2 protein-coding genes and 1 pseudogene are annotated in these 1192 nt (G+C 49.3%); all 3 read left to right on the forward strand.

Annotated features, from left to right (window positions below; translation table 11 throughout):
• Positions 1-124 (forward strand): FliG C-terminal domain-containing protein (locus R7O12_RS25860; RefSeq protein WP_318126915.1); only part of this gene is annotated, 124 nt, incomplete at its 5' end.
• Positions 125-194: 70 nt separating this feature from the next.
• The gene (gene fliH / locus R7O12_RS25865; RefSeq protein ID WP_318126914.1) at positions 195-995 is read left to right on the forward strand and encodes a flagellar assembly protein FliH; all 801 of its coding nucleotides are present in this window, start codon (positions 195-197) and stop codon (positions 993-995) included.
• Positions 996-998: 3 nt separating this feature from the next.
• A pseudogene (gene fliI / locus R7O12_RS25870) lies at positions 999-1192 on the forward strand (flagellum-specific ATP synthase FliI); the annotation flags it as partial.

Raw genomic sequence — 1192 nt, forward strand, 5'->3', positions numbered from 1 at the left:
AGCGATGCATCCAGTGCGTGTGGCAGACGTAGAAGCGGCGCAGAAAGAAATCCTGGCGATTGCTCGTCGTATGGCCGACGCTGGCGAAATCATGCTTTCTGGCGGCGCAGACGAGTTCTTATAATCTCTATAGCCCTGCGACCTTCTTGTTGCGGGGCACCTTCACTTCAAATCTAAAACACAGTAGGTAACCCATGGCTGGCGATAGAAAACGTGGATTTATCCGTCCTGATGAAGATGATGCGCTGATCGAACCGCAACGTTGGGGTTTGCCCGACTATGGCGATTCAAAGGAAAAAAAAGCCAAACAGACTGCGTTTAACTACGATCCTAGCTGGGTGCCAAACTTTGACGAGCCAGAAGAAGAGCAAGCTCTTGAACTGACAGAAGAACAGATCGAACTGATCAAGCAAGGCGCTTATCAAGAAGGTTTGTACCAAGGTCAAGAAGCTGGCTTTAAGCAAGGGTACGACAAAGGCAAAGAAGAAGGCTTGCAAGCAGGCCATGCTGAGGGCTTAGAGCTGGGTAAAGCAGAAGGCGTTTCTGCTGGCCAAGAGTTTATTCAACAGCAGGTTGAAGTGTTTATGAATCTCGCCAACCAGTTTGCTCAACCTTTGGAGTTGATGAATGCTCAAGTAGAGAAGCAACTGGTGGACATGGTGCTGTGCTTAGTCAAAGAAGTGGTGCATGTCGAGGTTCAAACCAATCCACAAATTATTCTCGATACGGTTAAGCAGTCGGTAGAAGCTCTGCCGATTTCTGGCCATCCAATCACATTGCATCTCAACCCTGAACATGTTGCCATCATTCGCTCTGCGTATGGTGAAGAAGACTTAGATTGTCGCAACTGGACACTGGTTTCTGAACCATCACTTAGTCGTGGCGATGTGCAAATCGAAGCAGGCGAATCGAGCATTAACTACCGCATGGAAGAGCGCATCAAGAGTGTGCTGCACAGCTTTTGTGGCGCGAACCGTCACCAAGAGGGTGAGTAATCCATGCAAGCTTTGGCCGATCGTCTCAAAAACTACAAAGTCGAAGGCTTAACCACGCGCCCGGTCGCTTCTGGCAAATTGGTGCGCGTTGTTGGTTTGACCTTAGAAGCAACGGGCTGTCGTGCGCCGATCGGCAGTCTATGTTTGGTTGAAACCATGTCTGGTCACATGGAAGCTGAAGTGGTTGGTTTTTCTGG

The sequence above is a fragment of the Vibrio sp. Vb1574 genome (assembly GCF_033338675.1).

Coding starts and splice junctions, on each gene's coding strand:
- fliH (WP_318126914.1), top strand. CDS start 195: ATGGCTGGCGATAGAAAACGTGGATTTATCCGTCCTGATGAAGATGAT.